Annotated in this window: 12 protein-coding genes; 4 read left to right on the plus strand and 8 right to left on the minus strand. The window is 44.0% G+C overall.

The window, feature by feature from the left end; all coding sequences use genetic code 11:
- Window positions 1–42: 42 nt before the first annotated feature.
- Window positions 43–942 (plus strand): LysR family transcriptional regulator, encoded by a 900-nt coding sequence (locus GYK50_RS06475; RefSeq protein WP_071001594.1) that lies wholly within the window; start codon window positions 43–45, stop codon window positions 940–942.
- A 108-nt stretch (window positions 943–1,050) separates the two neighbouring features.
- Here the strand turns inward: GYK50_RS06475 and GYK50_RS06480 are convergent, their stop codons facing one another.
- Both GYK50_RS06480 and GYK50_RS06485 read right to left on the minus strand, forming a co-directional pair.
- Window positions 1,051–2,232, minus strand: coding sequence for an aspartate aminotransferase family protein (locus tag GYK50_RS06480; RefSeq protein WP_093071001.1), 1,182 nt, complete (start codon window positions 2,230–2,232; stop codon window positions 1,051–1,053).
- 41 nt (window positions 2,233–2,273) lie between these two features.
- Window positions 2,274–2,465, minus strand: a complete 192-nt coding sequence (locus GYK50_RS06485) for a DNA gyrase inhibitor YacG (protein WP_093071003.1) — start codon at window positions 2,463–2,465, stop codon at window positions 2,274–2,276.
- A 182-nt stretch (window positions 2,466–2,647) separates the two neighbouring features.
- On the opposite strand from GYK50_RS06485, the gene GYK50_RS06490 reads away from it, so the two are divergent.
- On the plus strand, window positions 2,648–3,304 hold the full coding sequence (locus GYK50_RS06490; protein ID WP_093071005.1) for a class I SAM-dependent methyltransferase: 657 nt from the start codon (window positions 2,648–2,650) through the stop codon (window positions 3,302–3,304).
- A gap of 86 nt (window positions 3,305–3,390) precedes the next feature.
- On the opposite strand, the gene GYK50_RS06495 is transcribed toward GYK50_RS06490, so the two are convergent.
- The gene (locus GYK50_RS06495) at window positions 3,391–4,785 is read right to left on the minus strand and encodes an ABC1 kinase family protein (protein ID WP_212563533.1); all 1,395 of its coding nucleotides are present in this window, start codon (window positions 4,783–4,785) and stop codon (window positions 3,391–3,393) included.
- Between the two features lie 391 nt (window positions 4,786–5,176).
- The gene (gene purD / locus GYK50_RS06500) at window positions 5,177–6,487 is read right to left on the minus strand and encodes a phosphoribosylamine--glycine ligase (protein ID WP_093071009.1); all 1,311 of its coding nucleotides are present in this window, start codon (window positions 6,485–6,487) and stop codon (window positions 5,177–5,179) included.
- 567 nt (window positions 6,488–7,054) lie between these two features.
- Here purD and GYK50_RS06505 point away from each other — a divergent pair.
- Window positions 7,055–11,899 (plus strand): NAD-glutamate dehydrogenase, encoded by a 4,845-nt coding sequence (locus GYK50_RS06505; protein ID WP_212563534.1) that lies wholly within the window; start codon window positions 7,055–7,057, stop codon window positions 11,897–11,899.
- Window positions 11,900–12,034: 135 nt separating this feature from the next.
- Here the strand turns inward: GYK50_RS06505 and GYK50_RS06510 are convergent, their stop codons facing one another.
- The 3 genes from GYK50_RS06510 to cysG form a co-directional block, all read right to left on the minus strand.
- Window positions 12,035–15,910 carry an AAA family ATPase gene (locus tag GYK50_RS06510; protein ID WP_212563535.1) on the minus strand — a complete coding sequence of 1,292 codons (3,876 nt, stop codon included), beginning with the start codon at window positions 15,908–15,910 and terminating at the stop codon, window positions 12,035–12,037.
- A 78-nt stretch (window positions 15,911–15,988) separates the two neighbouring features.
- Window positions 15,989–17,560, minus strand: a complete 1,572-nt coding sequence (locus tag GYK50_RS06515; protein ID WP_212563536.1) for an exonuclease SbcCD subunit D C-terminal domain-containing protein — start codon at window positions 17,558–17,560, stop codon at window positions 15,989–15,991.
- A 153-nt stretch (window positions 17,561–17,713) separates the two neighbouring features.
- Window positions 17,714–19,336: a siroheme synthase CysG gene (gene cysG / locus GYK50_RS06520; RefSeq protein ID WP_212563537.1), complete on the minus strand. Its 1,623-nt coding sequence runs from the start codon at window positions 19,334–19,336 to the stop codon at window positions 17,714–17,716.
- Between the two features lie 415 nt (window positions 19,337–19,751).
- Here cysG and GYK50_RS06525 point away from each other — a divergent pair, with 415 nt between their 5' ends.
- Window positions 19,752–19,970: an SDR family NAD(P)-dependent oxidoreductase gene (locus GYK50_RS06525; protein WP_286708329.1), complete on the plus strand. Its 219-nt coding sequence runs from the start codon at window positions 19,752–19,754 to the stop codon at window positions 19,968–19,970.
- A gap of 2 nt (window positions 19,971–19,972) precedes the next feature.
- Here GYK50_RS06525 and GYK50_RS06530 read toward each other — a convergent pair whose 3' ends face one another.
- Window positions 19,973–20,611, minus strand: coding sequence for a phosphoadenosine phosphosulfate reductase domain-containing protein (locus GYK50_RS06530; RefSeq protein ID WP_212563538.1), 639 nt, complete (start codon window positions 20,609–20,611; stop codon window positions 19,973–19,975).
- Window positions 20,612–20,630: the final 19 nt, after the last annotated feature.

Genomic DNA, 20,630 nt, shown 5'->3' on the forward strand with positions numbered 1-20,630 from the left:
GTTAAGTTATATTAAAAACTGAAATGAAGTTTAGGTGAGAATATGTTGGATAATTTACGCGGTATGGCTGTGTTCGCCAGTGTGGTCGGACACGGCTCTTTTAGTGGTTCTGCTCGCGAGCTTGGTATTACTACTAGTGCAGTCAGTCAGCAAATTCGTTCACTAGAGAATGAGCTTGGCGTTGTGCTATTGCATCGCTCGACTCGTAAGCTCAGCTTAACGGAAGCTGGTGAGAGCTTTTATGAGTCGGCAAAAGATGTGGTCAGCGCGGCTGAGCAAGGTCGAATCAAAGTTAATCAATTGCGTGATGAGCTAGCAGGTAGTCTACGGGTGTCGACGACGCCTGAGCTTGGCGTAAATCATATATTGCCAGCGCTTTCTACATGGATGGCTGCGCATGATGATCTGAGTGTCACTTATCTCGCAGACAATCATTATATCGATATGATTGATGAACGTATCGACATCGCGATTCGCATGAGTCCATCGATTAATGACTCGAGTCTAAGTAGCTATCCGCTCACCGATGTGCGCCAGTTACTCGTGGCTTCACCCCAATATCTGCGTCAGCATCCTAAGATTAATACACCAAAAGATTTGGCTGATCATCAATTAATTTGTATTGAAATCATGAAAGATGCCAATCAGATTGATATGATTCAGACAGAGACCAACAAAAAAACGCGTGTAAAAATGAACTCACGTATCTACACCAACAATGTCTTCATGGCGACAACCTTAGCTAAAGAAGGTCATGGCTTGGTGAGAATGATGGAAATGGACATCAAAAAAGAGCTTGAGAGTGGAGAGTTGGTAGAGGTATTGACTGGTTATCAGTTGCCGAGCTTTGTACTATATGCCGTTACCTTAAACCGCGACCAACAACCAGCTAAAATCACTCGTTGCCTAGAAGTACTGAAGAAATATTTTCATGCAAACTAAGTGTTATGCAGACTAAATATTGGTTGTTTCAATAATCGGTCAGCAAAAAGCCTATGGATAGAGTTGTCCATAGGCTTTTTTATTACATGCTACATATTCAAGCAAGCTTTAGAATGTTGGCTTTAATAAGTTGATCAATCGTTCAGCGACTTGTGTGCTTTCATCACGGCTCATATTGAGCGGTGGTAGCAAACGTACCACATGGCCACCTGTCACATTGATGATAAGTTTTTGCTCGTCACGGGCACGATCTACCAATTGGCTACAATCCATGTCTTCAGGTAGCGCAATACCAATCATCATACCAGCACCGCGGCTACTTACGCCGTGTTGTCCTAGTGCATTGACGAGACTTTCTCGGATAAACAATCCTTCCGTCACCGCATTCTCCATGATGTCGCTATTTGCAAGTACATCGTACACGCTATGTACCACGCGACTGGCTAATGGCGTACCACCGTAAGTAGAGCCATGACTCCCTGCACCAAATAATCCATTGGCACGCCCACGTACCATACAAGCGCCGACTGGAAATCCATTTCCCAAGCCTTTGGCAGTCGTCAATACATCAGGGCGCGCATTGCTATGCTGATAGGCAAAATATTTACCAGTACGACCATTGCCGGTTTGCACCTCATCAAGCATGAATAACCAGTTATAAGCATCACACTCTGCTTGTAGCTCTTCTAAATAGGTAAAGCCATTGGCCGCAGTATTAAGACCACCTTCACCTTGGATCGGCTCTACAAAAATGGCGCAGATGTCCTCATGGTCTAACGCCGCTTGCTTTATCGCGGCAATGTCACCAAATGGCACACGGATAAAGTCGTCATCTAGAGTATAAAACCCTTCGCGGGCTTTTGGGTTAGCAGTGGCCGATAGTGATAGTAATGTACGGCCGTGGAATGACTGCTCCATCACGATGACTTTTGGGCGTGCAAAGCCTTGTTGCGACGCATACAGGCGTGCAAGCTTTAGTGCCGCTTCATTTGCTTCAGCGCCACTATTGGCAAAAAACACACTATCCATTTGAGCTGACGTACATAGTTTCTCTCCTGCGCGCTCTTGCCAGTCGATACCGAACAGATTGCTGGTATGAACCAAGGTCGCTGCCTGCTGTTGAATAGCGTCGGTCACTTGTGGATGGCAATGTCCTAATCCACATACCGCGATACCAGTTAAGGCATCTAAGTATGGCGTATCGTCTTTTGTATAGAGCCAACTGCCTGCACCGCGGGTAAAGCTGATCGGTTGACGATTATAAGTGGGCATTAGGTAAGTAGCAGACATGTAAAACATCCTTGGTATAATAAATTGAGTAAAGAGGTAGGTTATAGCTCGTCAGAAAAAGGTGTGGTTTCTGCAGGTAACGTGTATTCTTCATTTGCCCAAGCACCTAAGTCGATCAGCTTACAGCGACCACTACAAAATGGCTTATATTTGTTGTCTTGCCAAGCAGTTTGAGTGCCACAACGTGGGCAAGGGTAGGTTTTGGGTGCAGTGTTGGTATTAGAGTCAGTCATAATAAAGGTGGGAGTATCCTTGATGTTATTAGTATCATTTGCGCACGATAGTTATTTATTATCATATAAATTGTGATGAATTGAGGAGTACTAGTTGTCGTTATATTACTATTCAATTAGATTGGCTATATAATAGCATGGGGCAGAATAATGACAAAAGACAAATGCTTTAAGGATAGTAGATGATAGACAATATCGAGTTCACACATCAGCAAGCGCGTGCCTTTCAACCACAACGACTCTCCGCACCGCGCGACTTTATGATTCCAAAAATCATCAGTGATAATAAAGACGAAAAGCCGTTAATCTTGGAGATTGGAGCAGGGAAGGGCAAGCATGCACTTAGCTTTGCCCTGCAAAATCCTGATAAGCATTTGATCGCCATTGAGCGCACACGCAATAAGTTTGATGCTTTCTCAAAGCTGGCTACACTGCAAGACCTATCGAACCTAGATGCGATCCATGCAGATGCGATTGCTTGGACGGTGCATGCGCTAAAACCCAATAGTGTGGCTAAAATATTTATTCTTTATCCCAATCCTGAACAGCATAATCCCAATCAGCAATGGCTAAATATGCCCTTTTTTGAGTTTCTACTATCTCGCTTGCAAGTAGGGGGAGAGATAATACTGGCCACCAATATTCAATCTTATATGGACAATGCAGAGCATCAAGCAGCTAAGCTTTGGTGCCTACCAAATAATCGCTACCGAGTGCCTGTCGACAGCCAGCGTACGCATTTTGAAGTGAAGTACCTAGCGCGGCAGGAGGTATGCTGGGAGTTAAGCATCCGTAAGCCAAAATGGTATAAAACCCGGTTTGATAATTGGCAAGCTTAATAATAGGCGAAAAATAGCCTAAGCAGAAAAATATAAATCAGAAAAGCCATCACTAAAGGACGGCCAAAATTTCGCACTACTAAAAACTATAAATAAGGTTTGACCAAGGTATTAGGGTTGGTATGTGCGTCAAGCACTGTTAAAAAAGTATATGCACCAATAAATTTGCGGCTAATAAACATAAATTCTTTTGGAGGAAGGTTAAATTCAAAAGATTGCATCGCACGAGTAGCTTTAGTGGATAAGCGTGAATGCAATTTGCTATTGGCCCAAATATAGCGATTTTGCTCATCCAAACAATCTGTAGGGATGTCATCGTTTTTCTCAGGATCACTGAATGGCTCGGTAGCCAATAGGAACAATGAGGCAATATCAGAGCGTACTTTATCACTCATACTATCGAAGAAATCATAACCCGTCATCGCTAGAGTCATTGCCTGATGGTTGTGGTGATATCCTGCCCTCAATAGTCCACGGGCAATCGTAAGCAAATTACTATCAAATTGACGAATTGCACCAAAATCTAGCAAAACAAGTTTATCAATATCGTCTGTACTTTCACTAACTCGAACTAAATAGTTACCAAAATTAGGATCCGTCTGCATTTCACCCCAGACAAAAATCTCTTGCATCATAATTTCGATGGCAGCTTGACCAATTGCACTGCGGCGCTCGTGAGGCAATAGCTGTAGTGCTTCAGACACGACAGTGATACCTGGCTCATATGACATACATAGCAGACGTTTTTTTGAATAATTACGATTAATTTTAGGCACGATATAACGTGGATCATTGCTTAAACGATCGTAGAAACGCTCTGTTGTTGCTGCTTCTGCTTCATAATCGACTTCATGGTGGAGTAGGTCCCGTATTTCCTCAAACCAAGCATCGAGAGCGCGCGTTTGGGGGACGATGTTACTTACCTTTAGTAGTCGCTTAAATAGGGCAAGATCAGAGTTGATGGCATCGGCCACCCCCGGATACTGAATTTTCAACACGACTTGTTCACCAGTTGCTAATACTGTCGCCCGATGGACTTGGGCAAGAGAAGCCGTTCCAATAGGAACAGGGTCAACATCGAGCTCATTTAGTTTTTCACCCAATAGCTGGCGCAATGTTTGCTCAATTGTCGGCCAGGTAAGCGTCGCCGTATCATCATTGAGCGTTTGCAAGGCACGCGTAATCTCTGGTGGCAATATATGTTCACCATAGATGGCTAGCATTTGACCAATTTTGACAACTGAACCTTTCAATTTACCAAGCTCTGATGCCAGATAACTCGCTTGAGCTTCCATAAATGCTTGGTTACGTGCGGTCCGTGCTTCTTTATTCAAAAACATGCCAGACACACTATTACCCGCCCAACGACGACCAATATTTAAGGAGGTTTTAGCAATCGACATGCGGCGATCAAACCCTGAGGTTTTTAGACTATCGATTGATTGCTTATTGTTAGAAGGTTTAGACGTATCATTTGCCATAAATATAATCATTCATCCAGTTGGTATTGATTTGCGGGTTCGAGACCTACAATACAAGGGAGATGTGATGCACGGGTATAAAATTGTATCATATAAAGTGCATGGGTTTTATGAGCGCACACAGGCTGTTGATAGTTACTTTGTAAGTCAAAATAATTGCGTGATATTTTACCGATTTAATGTTGAGAGTTGTGCTCATGTCTGGTCTATCATTAAGCCGCCATCTCATTTTTTATGAGCATTTCATCAAAAATAGACCTAAAAATGACTGTCAAAAAATAAGACCTAGCATGCATGATGCTAGGTCAAATAATGTATAGCGTATCAGTCATATTTGCTTAATCAGACATATGGAGTGAAAAACTCACGTTATCTGACAAGGATTAACTCATCAAGCATTTTCACGAGCAATGGCATGATGCCCGATATCACGGCGATATTGCGCACCATCAAAGCTAATCGCAGCAGTGACTGCTAGTGCTGCTTGCTGAGCTTCAGAAATATTATTTGCTAAAGCAGTCACGCACAATACACGACCACCGTTAGTCACAACTTCGTTCTCATTGTCATTCGAGAATGCCGTACCAGCATGAAATACTTTAACAGCATTATCGTTCGTAGTGTCCAGCTCTGGCAAGCCAGCAATCACATCGCCTTTCGATGATGTTTCAGGATAGCCTTTCGATGCAACTACGATACCTAGAGCAGGGCGGTTGTCCCATTTGGCTTCGCTAGGCAGTTGACCTGCCAACCCTTGTGCAACCAAGTCTACCATTGATGACTGCAGGCGCATCAAAATAGGCTGCGTCTCTGGATCACCAAAGCGGCAATTGAATTCAATGACATAAGGATCGCCTGCTTTATCAATCATAAGACCAGCATATAAAAATCCAGTATAAGGGTGTCCTGCGTCTTTCATCGCATCGACGACTGGCTGAATGACTTGTGACATCACTTTGTCATGAACGTCTTTGGTCACGACTGGCGCAGGTGAATAAGCACCCATACCGCCAGTGTTGGGACCCGTATCCCCTTCAAAAGCACGTTTGTGATCTTGGCTGGTCGCCATTGGCAAGATATTGTCACCATCAATCATGCAAATAAAGCTGGCTTCTTCACCTTGCAAGAACTGCTCGATGACCACACGACTACCAGCATCACCGAATTTGTTGTCCGCTAGCATATCGTCAATCGCTTCATGCGCTTGCTCAATAGTCTCAGCAACAATGACGCCTTTACCAGCAGCAAGCCCGTCAGCTTTGATAACAATAGGCGCGCCTTGCTCATCAACGTAAGCTTTGGCAGCAGTAGCGTCTGTAAATCCTTGATAAGCAGCCGTTGGAATATTGTTTTGTTCCATGAATTCTTTAGCAAAGGTTTTCGAACCTTCTAATTGAGCGCAGTAGGCTGTTGGACCCCATGCTTTGATACCAGCATCACGGCACGCATCAACGATACCAGTGACCAAAGGTGCTTCTGGTCCGACGATGACCATGTCAATATCATTGTTTTGGCAAAATTCGATAACAGCGCTGTGCTCACTGGCATCAGTAGACGTTAAGACAACGTTTTGGCATTTAGGTTCAAGGGCCGTGCCAGCATTACCAGGAGCGATATAGACATTTTCGACATTGTCATCTTTTGCACACTGCCATGCCAGCGCGTGTTCACGACCACCTGAACCAATCACCAAAATATTCATCATACCTCTTGCCCTTAGCATTAAAGTTAATAATGAGCTATTCGTACGCTCGTAGATATATCGGCATATTCTAACAAAAAAACAGTATTGATTACTATGAGTATCCACTTGCCAGCACCTAATCTCGAATGCTAATGCTATGGCATTGAACATCATTGTCTCATTAGCAAAGGTTATCGACATGTCGTTGATTCATGAAATGATGTTGTACGCTTTAGCTCGCGCCGCAGGTGCGTTAAACTTCACTATATTGATGGCATTGAATCCTGATGGCTACATATTCATAAAAATAAGAGTAAAAAAGGAGAAAGTCTTTAGACGTCATAATAAAAGAATAAGTCGCGTGACTGGATATATTGCCATTGCATCACAAGTTATAGTCGAACCACTATTAAAGTGTTACAGCGTTAGACTCGTTTAGCCTACTACCGTAGTACTTGCACTCGTCTGCCTTATACCACTTTTAATATTGATTGACTATATAAAGCCCTATATGCAATGACGGTAATTAACACAGATTGATAAACATAAATAGATAAACCAAACCTATAAAAAGGACGAAGGACAATGCCAAACTCCCTCAGTATCGCAAAAGAGCGCATTAGCCAGATAAGCGATATTGCTACCAGTTATGTACAAAAAGACAAATCGCTATTTGATCATTTTATCCATAGCTACTATGAGCCGCTGCATCAAGAAACTGCAGAGGCGATCAGTAATGCTGATTTGGCGGGCATGGCGCTACATCACTTTACATTGCTCAAAGCCTATGATTGCAGCAAACCACAACTGGCAGTATTGAATCCCTTAGCAGAAGAGCAGCACTTTCATAGCTCGCACACGGTCATTCAGATCGTGGCATATGATAGACCATTTTTAGTCGATACGATCTTGATGAGCCTTGAAGCTGAAGGTATCGATGTGCATCGTACTTACAATATCATCGTAAGTGTTAAACGCGATGAGGACGGCCAGATTACTTATGTTGAAGGCGCACATGAAAGTGCCACTTCTCATATGTCGTTGATTCATTGTGAAATTGCGTATCAAGATAATGAAAACTTGGAAGCATTACAACAAATGCTTATGTCTAAAATTGACACGCTTGATACCGTCGTTGGCGACTGGAAACAAATGCGTGCGCAGTTAAATGACATTAAAGCTGAGCTGTCTAGCAAACCACTGCCAGAAGTGTTCTACTCACAACAAGAAATCCAAGCATTTTTAGATTGGATATTAGATGACCACTTTATCTTCTTAGGTTATCGCGAGTACCGCTTAGAAGGCGGTCACGAAATCGAAGTCGCCGAACCTACTAATTTGGATTTATTTGCCATTGGTAATAGCGGTCTTGGTCTATTGCGCGGTTCAGAAGAAGACAAGATATCAGAAAGCTTCAATCAACTGCCTAAAGGGCTAAAACAATTATTAACTGAGCCGCGCGTGTTGATGCTGTCTAAATCAAGCCGTGTATCTCCGATACATCGCTCGGTATATATGGACTTTTTGGGTATCCATAAGTTCGATGATAATGGTAAATTGATTGGTGAGTATCGCTTTATCGGTTTGCTGACATCGCAAGCGTATCAGCTTACCGTACAGCAAATACCGCTACTACGCGAAAAGGCCAACCAGATTATGGCCATGGCAGAATTGCCACGTGATGGTCATGCTCATCATAAATTGATGCATGTGATTAATACCTTGCCACGTGATGATCTGTTCCAAGCCAGCGTCGAAGAGCTGTACCCAATTGTCTCAGGTATTAGCCAATTACAAGACAAAAAGAGCTTACGCTTATTTAGCCGTATCGACCATTACCAACGTTTTGTCTCGTGCTTAGTTTATATTCCACGTGATAAGTTCAACACTGAGCTACGCATCAAAGTACAAAACGTTCTAAAAGATGCTTATAACGGTCTGTCTTCAGGTTTTACCACTGAATTCAATGAATCTGCGCACGCCCGCGTCCATGTCCATGTGCGTACAGTCCCAGGTCAGGTAAATGACGTCAATATCGCGACACTTGAAGCCAAATTGTCAGCACTTATGCAGTCATGGGATGACAATTATCAAAAAATGCTACTCGATAATGTGGGTGAGCAACAAGCCAACGCTTTGACTCGTCGCTTTTTAGACTATATTCCTGCAGCTTACCAAGAGCGTTTTGATGCTCGTACCGCAGTCGAAGATACGAAGCGTCTGGCGGGACTGACCGCAGAAAACCCAATGATTTGGCATTTATACCACTCGACAGGCGATGCACGTAACCAACTTCACCTAAAGCTATACGGTCGCGAGCAGCCTGTTATCTTGTCAAAAGTACTACCAATACTTGAAAACTTTGGTGTATCGGTTATCTCAGCACAAACTTATGAGTTTGATTTGCCAGAGCAGCCTATTTGGATGCAAGAGTACGAGCTGACGCTAGAGCATGTCGATACGGTCAATATGCAAGTCGTGCGTGGTCAGTTCGAAGATAGTCTCAAGCAAATTTGGGCAGGCCGTGTTGAGAGCGATTCGTTCAATGAGTTGGTACTAACGACCAAGCTCGACACTTACGATGTCGTCGTATTACGTGCGCTGTCTCGCTATATGCTACAAGCTCGTGCGCCATTCTCCAGTGCTTATATTCAGCAAACTGTTGTTAAAAACAGTGATATCAGTGTGGCATTGGGTAGCTTGTTCGATGCGCGCATGAACCCTGAATATAGTGATGAGACGCGCCAAGAAAAAACAACGAAAATTCAAGAGAAAATCACTGCTGCGTTAGTAGATGTCGATAGCCTAGACGAAGATCGTATCTTGCGCTGGTACTTAGATTTGATCAATGCGATGGTACGTACCAACTTCTATCAAGTAGATTGCGACGGTCAACGCAAAGATCGTTTGTCGTTTAAGTTCTTGGCAGCAGACATTCCAAATCTGCCCAAGCCAAAGCCCATGTTCGAGATATTTGTCTATTCACCGCGCGTTGAAGCGGTGCATCTACGTGGTGGCAAAGTCGCCCGTGGTGGTTTGCGCTGGTCAGATCGTATGGAAGATTTCCGTACCGAAGTACTTGGCCTTGTCAAAGCACAGATGGTCAAAAATGCCGTCATCGTCCCTGTTGGCTCTAAGGGCGGCTTTATTGTCAAAACCAAAAGCATGGCTGATGGCCGTGAAGCGTTCCAAGCAGAAGGCATTGCCTGCTATCAGACATTCCTACGCGGTATGCTCGATGTGACTGACAATATCGTTGATGGCAACATCGTCCCGCCAGCCAACACAGTACGTCATGATGAAGATGATCCGTACTTGGTTGTCGCAGCGGACAAAGGCACAGCGACTTTCTCTGATATCGCCAATGCGCTCGCAGCAGAGTACAACTTCTGGCTGGATGATGCCTTTGCTTCAGGTGGTTCAGTAGGTTATGACCATAAAGCAATGGGTATTACAGCGCGCGGTGGTTGGGAGTCGGTCAAACGTCACTTCCGTATGCGCGGTATGGATATCCAAAACCGTGATGACTTTACCGTGGTCGGTATTGGTGACATGAGTGGGGATGTATTCGGTAATGGTATGCTGCTCTCAACGCATACTAAGCTCGTTGCTGCCTTTAACCACCTGCATATTTTTATTGATCCTAATCCAGACACGGCGGCCTCATACGCGGAACGCGCACGCTTGTTTGAGCTACCGCGCTCATCATGGGCAGATTATAACGACTCCTTAATCAGTCAAGGTGGTGGGATATTCTCACGCCAAGACAAGACTATCGCTATCAGTCCTGAGATGAAATCGCTCTTTGATATCAGTGCAGACAGCCTTGCACCGAACGATTTGATCAGTGCGTTATTACGTGCGCCTGTCGATCTCATCTGGAATGGTGGTATCGGTACTTATGTCAAAAGTGCAAATGAGACGCATGCCGATGTTGGCGATCGTGCCAATGATTCGCTACGTATCGATGGTAATGAGCTGCGCGCAGCCGTCGTTGGTGAAGGTGGTAACTTAGGTCTAACCCAGCAAGGTCGTATCGAATACGCTCAAACGGGCGGACGCATATATACAGATGCCATCGATAATTCAGGCGGTGTAAACTGCTCGGATCATGAAGTCAATATCAAAATCTTACTTGGCAAAGTGGTCGAGCAAGGCGATATGACGCTGAAGCAGCGTAATGAATTGCTTGAGAGTATGACTGACACCGTAGCAGAATTGGTACTACGTCAGAACTACTTGCAACCACAAGCCATTGAACTGAGTCATATTCGCGCCGCAGCCAATCTAAGCGATCATCAGCGCTTCATCCAAATGTTAGAGAGTGAAGGGCGCCTGGATCGTGCGATTGAGTATCTACCATCAAACGAAGAGATTACGAAGCGTCAAAAAGCAGATACTGGTCTGACCAACCCTGAGCTCGCAGTCGTCTTGGCTTATGGCAAAATGTGGGTCTATGACAGTCTGTTATCATCTGATTTACCAGATGATCCGTACTTCATTAACGAGCTACGTAAGTACTTCCCAGATGAGCTTGCGTCACGCTTTTTTGATGAGATGACTGAGCACCGCTTGCATCGTGAAATCATCAGCACTTACTTGACCAACAGTGTGGTCAACCGCTTAGGTATTGAAGCGCTATTCCGTCTGTTTGAGGAAACCGATCAATCACTAGCGACTATCGTGCGTGGTTATGCGATTAGCCGTGATGTATTCAACGTATCGCGCGCTTGGCAAGCATTGGAAGCATTGGATAACCAAGTTGAAGCAACACTACTTCTGAATCTTGAGCTGCGTCTACGTGATGCGCTTGAGCGCGGTGTGGTCTGGTTCATCAATGCCTTTGGTCAAAACTTGCAAGTTGCTGATATGATTAGCCGCTTTAGCGATAGTGTTGAAAAACTGACTAAGCCAAGTGGTTTTATCGAGCAGCAGTTTGCCCAATATTTGCAAGAAGACACCGAGCGTTTGATGCAAAAAGATCTGTCTGACAACGATGCTACCTTATTTGCGATGCTACCGTATCATGTCGATGCGCTTGATGCTGCATTGCTGGCTGAGCAATATGAGCGTCCTGTTGATGAGATTGCAACCCTATACTTTGAAGCCTATCAAGTGTTGCAGTTAGATTGGATGATGGACAATATTGCCAATTTACCACAGCAAGACTACTGGGATCGCCGTGCACGCCATGCGTTAGTGAACGAGTTGTCACGTAGCTTGCGCCTACTAATGGATGCGGTACTGTCTAAACCAGATGCCAAGCAGGCATTTAGTGAATGGAAAGCAAGACACGTCGATCAGCTTGCAGCAGTCACGACAGAGATGAATAAGTTAGATGAGCTGCATAGCAACGATGAAGAAGGTCAAATTGGTCTGTCAACGCTGTCAGTATTGATGAGTGAGCTGAGTGGTTTAGTCACTAAATAATCAGTTACTCATTAAGAAATAAATATCTGTAAGTTCAAAAAAACCACCGTTCTTAATGTTCGGTGGTCTTTTATTGTCTAAACAAAATCGTTTAATCGAAAGTAGAGTAGAAAGTAGCAAACTGACTAGCTTAAATTACGAGGCTTTTTCACTGACAACTTTGTGACATCCTTGACCACTAATTCGGCTAAAGCCGCCCGAGAGCTTTTCGACCTTAATTTGGGTTAAGATACGATCTTTTAGCGTCTGTACATGGGAGATTACCCCGATTAATTTTCCTTCTTGCTGCAAATTGGTCAGTGTATCTAGCGCAATATCCAAAGACTCTTCATCCAAGGTACCAAAACCTTCATCCAAAAATAGCGAGTCTACGCGAATATTTTGGCTGGCCATTTGTGATAGTCCTAGTGCCAGAGCAAGGCTAATAATAAAGCCTTCACCGCCTGAGAGATTTTTGGTACTACGAATCTCACCGCCTTGATAGTCATCCATGACGTTGAGCTCAAGGGGGTTGCCATCATCACGAACCAGCAGGTAGCGATTGCTCATCTTTTGCAGCTGAGTATTTGCATGACTGATCATAATGTCAAAGGTAAGTCCTTGAGCAAAGGTACGAAACTTCTTTCCACTATTTGAGCCGATCAAATCATTTAACTGTCGCCACACTTGTAACTTATCTTTTTGGGCATTGATGGCATTAATCTGTGCCTGTTGCGTGCTTTTCTTATCCTCATTGTCTCGTAACTGCTGACTGATTGCACCAATTGACTCAATGCAGCTATTAAACTTCTCTTGGACTTGCGCTTGCTGCTGGATAAGCGTTTCTTTATCGTCTGTTGTCAGCGGATTAGCTTGCTTATCTTCTAATGCTTTCTCGGTTTCATTCAATAAGGATTGCGCTTGCTTGAGTGCATAATCAATATGTTCTTGCTGCTGTTTGAGTGCATTACGCTCATCCATAGGCAAGCGCGCCGCCAAAAATTCTGCTTCCGTATCAAAGCTGGAGGAGGCAAGTGCCGTTTGGAACTGGTTTTCTAGAACCTGCACGGTATCAGCTGCTGCTTTGATTTGCTGGGTGATCTGCTCTCGTTGGTCTTTTAGCTGCTTGAGCGTGTATTCAGCACTGTCTAGTTGTCTTTGGGCAACGGACTGATCGGTTTTCGCTTGTTCTAATGCCGCGCGCAAACGCTGCTCTTCTGCATCGGGATCTTTGTCGGCGAAGACATTGATTCTGTGTGTTTGTAGCTGCTCAAGCGCCTTTATTTTTTCAATCACGAGTTGAACCAGACTATCAAGCTCCTGTTGGTCTTTATCCAACTGGGTTTGTTTGGTATCGATCTGTATTTCTAGACCGCCTAGTTCTGTCGCTAGCTTTTGCTGATGCTCTTTATAATTATTAAGCCCATTTTTTATGGTTATAAGCGCTGCGTGCTGCTGACGCAATGTCGTGATATGCGTATGATAATCCGCCTCGTTTAGGATAACTTGGCTATCAATACTTTCCATCAGGGGATGTAAAGTTGACTTCGAGGCGCGTATCTGCGCGATTGCGTTTGACTGAAACGTGCCAGCGGCGTATCTTTCTAAGAGCTGAATGATGTCATTTTTAAGGGTGGTTAATTCAGAGAAATTATCGTGAATGTGTTTATCTGTATTATCTATACTCACGGATGTTATTTTGATATTCGTCTCAATCCCATTAATATCGCTTGCCAGCTTATGCTGCTGTTGTGCTAATGCGCTAATGTCCTCGCGCATGGTAGCGAGCTTCTCGCCAAGCCTCTGATAATTGGACAGCGTGCCTCTAAGTGATGCTTTACGTTCGGTCAATTGATGTTGAGTGCTCTTTAACACCGGTATTATATCTACATGTGTCTCAAGTTGCTGCAATGGTTGTATCATTGCCGTGATAAAAGGTGAGTAGTTTTCCTTCAGGACTAAACTCACTGACTGCTTGATATCAGCTGCTAGTTTTTGTGCTTGATCTTGTAGTAGGTTTTTCTGATTTTGCTGTCGCTCAAGCTGCTGCTGTTTGGTTGCTTGATTGATACGATGTACAGATAATCTGTTTTCCAAATCGGATATGGTGGTGTCCAGCTCTATCATTTGTTGCTGAATCTGATCTGCTTCGGTATCTGATATCAAATGCGGGTGGTTTGCGCCATAAGGATGCTCAAGCGATCCGCACAGCGGGCAGGGATGACCGTCTTTTAGATCAGCAATGTGGCTTTCTAGAGTGGCTACTTTTTGTAGTAGATATAACTGTGTTTGTTTGTCTTGCCGCTTGTCTTTAGTGGATTGGATAGTGGATGCTTTATTAGTAATGATATCAGCCAGCACTACCAAATCGTCTTGTATTACTGGTAGCTCAGTGTCTATATCTTTGATCTGTGCGCGAAGCTCATTGAGCTTATCTGCTTTTGACTCTATTTGTTCAAGCTGACGATCGAGGCCATCTATCTGTTCTTGTTCGCTGTGTATCTCAGGTAGAGACTGTCTTTCAATTAATTCGGCTTGCTTTTGTTGTAATTCCTCGATCTGAGCTTGCAGAGCTTTTTCTTTAGCCGCTTGATCCTTTTGTAGTGGATACAAGGTTCTAAGATGGCTTTGATACTGGTCTGTATTGTGTTTTTGGTTGGCCTTGTTGATATTTAAATCAGCATTGTCTTGGAGTAGTGCTTTTAAACTGGTGCAATAACTCTTAAAATTAGCAATATCGCCGTCGATGTCATTTAAGTCATTTGCACCATTAAGATTGCGCGCTATATCTGCTAATTGGGATTTATTTTGTACTGCTTGTTGTTGATGGTGATCAATCTCTAGGCGTAAGCGCTGAGTATGGTCCGATAAAGTATTCTCCCTTTGCTGCGCTTCTTTTAATCCCTGCGTTTGCTGCGTAATGTCGATATCTAGCCTACGCGCTTCTCTAATATTAGGTAAGGTGGATCGCAGCGCCTCATCAGCGGCTTGTACGCGAGTTTTTACGGTATCTAGCAGCACGTTCGCTTGGTGTAAGTTATTCTGTGTTTGCGGCAGCGTATCGTTAATTCCTTGCTGTTCATTTTGTAAACGTTTTAGATTATTGCGGTCAGAGGCAAGCTTTCCGTATTGACTATCAATCTCCAACGCCTTATTGGCAGCGGTTAAGCGTCTAGCGTCATGGATAAAGTCTTGCTGAGCCTGCTGAGCCTGCGCTAGATCATTTTGATAAGTGTTCAGTTTTTCTTTTGATTCTGTGACGCTATCTAGCCACTTTATTTTTTCGACCAAATCTTGAATTTCTCGCTGCTGCGTACTCTGGGTGCTTTGATATAACTGCAAATCGGCTCTTAATTGACCTTCTTCTTCGGTATCTAAAAGTGCCAAGCCATCTAAACCATATTGCAGTTTACTCAATATCTCTTCTTCAGTGCGTTTTTTATTATGAACATGTGTTGAAATGGTGGCATAAATATCAGTACCTGTAATTTTTTCTAAAATATCGGCACGCTCGTCAGCTTTTGCCTTCAAAAAAGCTGAAAAACTGCCCTGAGCCAGCAATATAGAGCGAGTGAACTGCTGAAAGTCCATCCGAGTCAGTTTAATTATTTTATTTTTGGTATGTTTTAGCGTGCTCTCTAACAGCTCATCTTTTTTTGACGAGTCATCAACGTTTATCTTAGCAATTTCATGAGTGGCGTCTTGCAGATTGCCATCTGCCTTATTATAAGCACGGCGCTGTCCCCAACGGCAGCGGTACTGCTCACCATTTAAATCAATCACGACTTCAGCGAAGCATTCCGCTGTTTGCCGCGTCATTACTTCATTGCTGCTTTTGCTGATACTGTTGATCCTTGGTGTTTCACCATATAGCGCCAGACAAATCGCATCCAATATGGTGGTCTTGCCAGCGCCAGTCTGTCCTGTGATCGCAAAGATACCTTCATTGGTAAAGGCGGTGTCAGCAAAATCAATGTGCCATTCACCTTTGAGAGAATTGAGGTTTTTGAGTCTGAGTTCGATTAGGCGCATGGATATATCTTATTATTAGTGATAGCAGCAACTGCAAAAATTTAGAAAATAGAAATGCGATAATGATTCACACTTATATTATTCTGCCTGTTTGTCCTCATGATGTAAGTGATAAAGTATCTGACCATAGGCATCACGCAACGAGTCTTTTTGTGACTCAGCCACCTCATTAATCGTCAAGCAGCGCTCAAATACTTCCATCTCATTCAAGTCTTGCAAATTCTCCGAGGTTTGCTGTTGGTTAAGCACTTTATTATAAGTGCGGGTGTTCTTAATCTTTAATACCTCACATGTCAGCCCATCTACCATCGCTTGTACTTGCTCACGTAAGTCACTGACAATCTCGTCACCCGTATAAACCACCTCTAACCAAACAGAATCCGTTGGTGTGAGTGATTTTATCGTTTGTGAGATTGTGGTTAGGTCACCAGATATCTGCGCTAGCTGTTGGAACTTTGGAATGGGTAGAGAAACTACCTGCATCTGATTGTGGTCATCATGATGCAAAACTTTGTTAGAAGTAATGGAGTCGTTAGGCTTGGGTTTATGCTGTTTTTGATCGTCAGTGTTCGCTTGAGGAGCCGCTGTTGTTATCTCATGATTATCAGCTGGCGCGTCAAATCCAAATAAGTCATCCATATAGACAGTGGCTTGACTCGCTATTTTCTTAGCAGTCTTTTCTGCTGATTTTTCAACCTTAGTAACCGTATTAGATAGATGAGGTACAACGCTATCAGATGTGATGTTTACTTCTATGATTTCATTATCAACATTAGCTATAGCACCAAACTGTACCAGCAATACCTGTTTTTGCTGTTTTGCCTCCCCAAAGCCCATTGCAATGGGTGAGCCTGAGTAGCGAATACTCTCACGACCGCCAACGCGCTGTGGTACGTGCAAATGCCCAAGGGCGACATAGTCAAAACCCTCATCAAACATATCAGCGGAGATTTTGCCAAGTGAGCCAACATAGAGATCGCGCACGCCGTCATCATCGGTTGTTTTGCCACCAGCGGCGAATAGATGACCTGTGGCAATGATAGGGATATGCCGTTGATGTACCTCGATTAATTTGGCCTGCTGTTCTCTAGCAATCGCTGCTACTTCATCATAGTGGGCGCGAATACCTTTGATAACATTGGCGTCTTTGCTATCCGCAGACTCGCCAGCGCTACTGCTACGTACATCACGGTCGCGCAGGTAGGGTACAGCGGCGATAATGCAATGAGGATTGTTATCATCATCACCTAAGACCAATACCTCATCTTCTAAATCATCACAAGCAGTCCCAATCACATGGACATTCAAAAATTTGAGCACATTGCTTGGCGCATCCAAAAACGTCGGTGAGTCATGATTGCCTGCGACAATGACCACATGCTGACAGCAGGAACGTGAGACTCGCCCCAAAAACTCATAATATAGCGCTTGGGCTTTATTGCTGGGCGTCATGGTATCAAAGATGTCACCTGCGACAATCAATATATCTACTTGCTGTGCGCTAATGGTGTCTTTTAGCCACTGCAAAAATGCCTCAAACTCTTCATAACGCAGACGACCATAAAGCCTGCGCCCCAAGTGCCAATCGGACGTGTGCAATATTTTTAAAGGTCTAACAGAGATATATTTAGAAGCAATAGATAGGGGCATAGTTTGGCTTATCATTAAACGTCAGAACATTAATTAGGTAGCTTTCATTCTAGCAAGAATCGTTGAGATTTTCTCTGTTGCCAAAAGAAAACCCTACCAATAGATAATTGACAGGGTCGCTTTGCGGTACAGGTAATAATAAAACACAGAAGATTAATCGATGATGAGCTGCTCTAGATCGTCCCCTGAATTTGTCGCAAGATTTGCAATCATCGATAGCGCATGAGCTTGTTGATCTATGGGCTGTTTGACTGCTTCACCTCTTGAACCTTCACGTAACCAGTTTTTAGCTATGTCATCGCTGCTTTGGTTGTGCTGCTGATTTTGTAAATTGTACCAAGCCAAATCATGATGCAAGCTGACCACATCGCCCATAATAAGCAGGGCAGGCGTCGGCAGCTGAGCGGTTTCTTGCTGACTGACGATGCTGGCAAGCGTACCTGTTAGGACTTGCTGATTGGGCATACTGGCATTAGAGACAATGGCAATTGGCGTATCAGCACTACGACCAGCGTCAACCAAGCCTTCAGTCAAGCGCGCCAGCGAATGCAGACCCATATAAAAGACCACCGTCTCATCGGTGTTCAAGAAGTTTTTAAAGTTGTTGTTGGGCGTGCCTGCCTTCAAGAATCCTGTCACAAAACGTACGGACTGTGAGTGGTCACGGTGAGTTAAGGGTATGCCAGCATAGCTAGCAGCGGCATTGGCAGCGGTGATCCCTGGTACGACCTGATACGGCACACCATGAGCGCGCAGGCTTTCAATTTCTTCACCGCCACGACCAAAGATAAATGGATCGCCACCTTTTAATCGAACCACACGCCGACCTTCTTTGGCGCTATTGACCAATAACTCATTGATGCCAAGCTGCGCGACAGTATGGTTACTGCGTTTTTTACCGACAAACACTTTGTCTGCATCACGGCGGCAAAGATCCAGCACTTGTGGAGATACCAATGCGTCATAGTAGACAATATCTGCTTGCTGCATCAAACGCAGCGCTTTAAATGTCAAAAGCTCTGGGTCACCAGGGCCTGCGCCAACGATATAGACTTCGCCTACGGGGGGTGATTTTTTTTCTGACTCGTCTGATAGCGTAGGCGTTGTATTTTCCGCAGCATGGGCTTTATCATGAATAGCAGCGGCAGTACTATCTAAATCCGCTTGCAACTGGGCAGCGGCTTCCGTTTCATTACCCGCAAACATCAACTGACTGACTTGACCCTCAAACGCACGCTCCCAAAATTGGCGGCGTCCAGTCAGCGTTGGTATTTTGGACTTTACCTCGCTGCGAAAATCCCCTGCCAGCTTGGCCAGTTTGCCATAGCCTTGCGGGATTAAGGTCTCAAGGCGTGCCCGTAATAGCCGTGCCAATACAGGCGCTTTACCATTTGATGAAATGCCGATGACAATAGGGTTACGATCAATAATGGCTGGAAAGATAAAATCGCACAATGGCGGCGTATCGACCACATTGACCGGGATATTTAGCTCAGTCGCATCTGCGTAAATCTCATGGTTAAGCGTTTCATCGTCAGTCGCGGCAATGATCACGCGAACGCCTGACATATAGGATTTGTGATAGTTTTTTTCAATCAACTCGTGCTTATTGTCACTCAGTAACTCTCGTATTTCGTGGCTGATATTAGGCGCAAGAATCGTAATGCACGCGCCAGCACGGCTGAGCAAGTCCGCTTTACGCAGTGCCACTTCGCCGCCGCCCACGATGAGCACTTTACGGCCTTCTAATTTAAAAAATAGCGGGAAGGTGTTCATAGTGTCACCATATATTGAATTATTTATTGTATAGTCGAACCACTATTAAAGTGTTACAGCGTTAGACTCGTTTAGCCTACTACTGTAGTACTTGCAATCGTCTGCCTTGTACCACTTTTAATATTGATTGACTATAAAAGTAGAAAAGATATAAGGAATGCCGCCATTATGAGGTATCACAGACACACTCTCACCTAATGAATTGGCATTAGTATATTCATTTTTGAAATATTAATTGATATTTTTCTTGCTAATAGGAATAGATTAAATGACTTTCTTAAATCAATAAATTCTCTAATACACGCTAACATATCCCAAAATTAGGGTGTGCTAGCATGTCTTAAGATAATTAATCGTATATCAATAATTCACAATATTTAAAAAGAGTAAGCATACTATGAAACTATAAGACAGAGTGGCGATTATATTTGGTGGCACTTCAGGGTTGGGCGAGGCGACGGCAAAGGCGTTTGCTAATGAAGGTGCTAAAGTCGTCGTCACAGGACGCGATGAGGTGGCGGCGCTATTATTTAGGTCGCAAATAGCTTTAGTAGTTGCAAATATGATCGTCAATCATAAAAAAAAGCCCTCTTTTAAATTAAAGAAAGGGCTTTTTTCATTCAGAAAACACTAAAATTACAGCTGCGTGTGCAGACCACACTCACGGCTTTCTTCTACCTTAGTTGGATCAAAGTAGTCATGCTCGTTTGGTAGGTTGTTTTCTTCTAGATACACATCCAAATCTGCATCGGTTTTTTCAAACAATGGCGCTACTTTCAATACGCCATCTTTTGATAAGCTAAGTACATCAAGACCTTGGCGGAATTCTGTTTGGTCTTTACGAATCGCGTTAAACCATACGTCAGGCTTTAGCTCAGCAAGGGCGCGGCGGAATGGCTCAAGTTTCACTTGTTCAGTGAACTCGCCATGTTGCGGGTTGTCAATGCCTGGGATACCATTCATGGTTGAATCACGGTGTGCAGCGGTTTGTTTTGGGATATACGTCACAACGTTGAGATCAAGATCACGAATCAATTTGTTGGCAAATTGATAGGTCGCATCGGTGTTATAGCCTGAATCTACCCACAATACTGTGATGTCAGGGCGCTGCTTGGCAACCAAATGCAAGATAGCAGACTCATATGGGCGAAAGTTGGTGGTGATGATTGGGTTTTTGGCTTGCGTCAGCGCCCACGCTACAATCTCTTCTGGTGATTTACCTTGCAAATCTTGGTTTGCTTGGTCGATATCTAGGTTTGGGTGTAATTGGCTCATAATATATTCCTTAATAATT

Source organism: Psychrobacter pacificensis (assembly GCF_018336615.1).
GTDB lineage: Bacteria > Pseudomonadota > Gammaproteobacteria > Pseudomonadales > Moraxellaceae > Psychrobacter > Psychrobacter pacificensis.